The 1,221-nt window shown below is 60.9% G+C and carries 1 protein-coding gene; it reads left to right on the forward strand.

The genetic code is table 11. From position 1 onward, the window contains the following. Nucleotides 1–323 precede the first annotated feature (323 nt). The coding region (locus tag B2994_RS00120; RefSeq protein ID WP_291526391.1) for a BadF/BadG/BcrA/BcrD ATPase family protein at nucleotides 324–1,221 on the forward strand (898 nt) is incomplete at its 3' end.

The raw sequence follows: 1,221 nt of genomic DNA on the forward strand, positions 1-1,221 counted from the left end.
TGGGAAACGGGTGGTATTTTCCCAAGTTCGTCCCGCTAATTCCCCGTTAGAGGGGCGAATCTGGGAAATAGGCGGCGTTTATCCCAAGTTCGTCCCGCTTTAGTCGTTCCATCCGGCTGTCGTCCGGCCGCCTCGCGTCGCTCCACAGTATTGCTCATAGTGTCGTGCCGCGCTTTTCTGTCGGAAAAATCACAGCGGATTGGCGCGGCTACGACCGGGGAGCAGGCTAAATTAGCTGATAGTGAGTAACCGGGCTCAAGGGTTGGCCATGCCTCCTCATGGAATCAGCCCGCTTCCCGGCGGCCGAGTGATTGAGGTTATGTATGGTAGACGAGACGAGCCCGCTCAGAGTGGGTCTGGATATCGGCTCCACCACGGTTAAGACGGTGGTGCTGGGCGATTCAGACAAGCTCGACGACGCATTGTTCTCCGACTATCGGCGTCACCACGCCAATGTTCGTCTGGCGACCGCCACATTGCTGACTGATGTGAAGGCCACCCTCGTCGAGAAGGGTCTGGCCGACCGCCCGATCCGCTTCGCCATCACCGGCTCGGGCGGCCTTGAACTGGCCAATCAGCTTGGCTGCACCTTCGTGCAGGAAGTCATCGCCGAAACCGACGCCATCAACGTCACGTATCCGCAGGCTGACGTCATTATCGAGCTGGGCGGTGAGGACGCCAAGATCACCTATCTGAAACCCGTTCCGGAGCAGCGCATGAACGGCTCATGCGCCGGCGGCACCGGTGCGTTCATCGACCAGATGGCCACGCTGCTCAACACGGATGCGGCGGGTCTGAACGATCTGGCCAAGCGGTACAAAACCCTGTATCCTATTGCCTCTCGCTGCGGAGTGTTCGCCAAGTCCGACCTGCAGCCGCTGATCAACGACGGCGCCGACAAGGAGGATCTCGCCGCCTCGATCTATCAGGCGGTCGCCACCCAGACCATCGCAGGCCTCGCCTGCGGACGCCCGGTGAAGGGCAACATCGTGTTTCTCGGTGGCCCGTTGTTCTTCATGTCCGAGCTGCGCGAGGCGTTCAAGCGCATTCTCGAAGGCAAGGCCGACGACTATATCCTGCCTCCTAACGCCCACTTGTACGTGGCTTACGGTGCTGCGTTGGAGGCGGGGGAGAAGACTCAGGCCACTGTGGAGCGCACGCCGGGTGTGCAGGGCAACCCGCTGTCGGAGGACGTCAATGATCCCTTCGGCCCCGCCTACT

The sequence above is a fragment of the Bifidobacterium sp. UBA744 genome, assembly GCA_002298605.1.
Classification (GTDB): domain Bacteria; phylum Actinomycetota; class Actinomycetes; order Actinomycetales; family Bifidobacteriaceae; genus Bifidobacterium.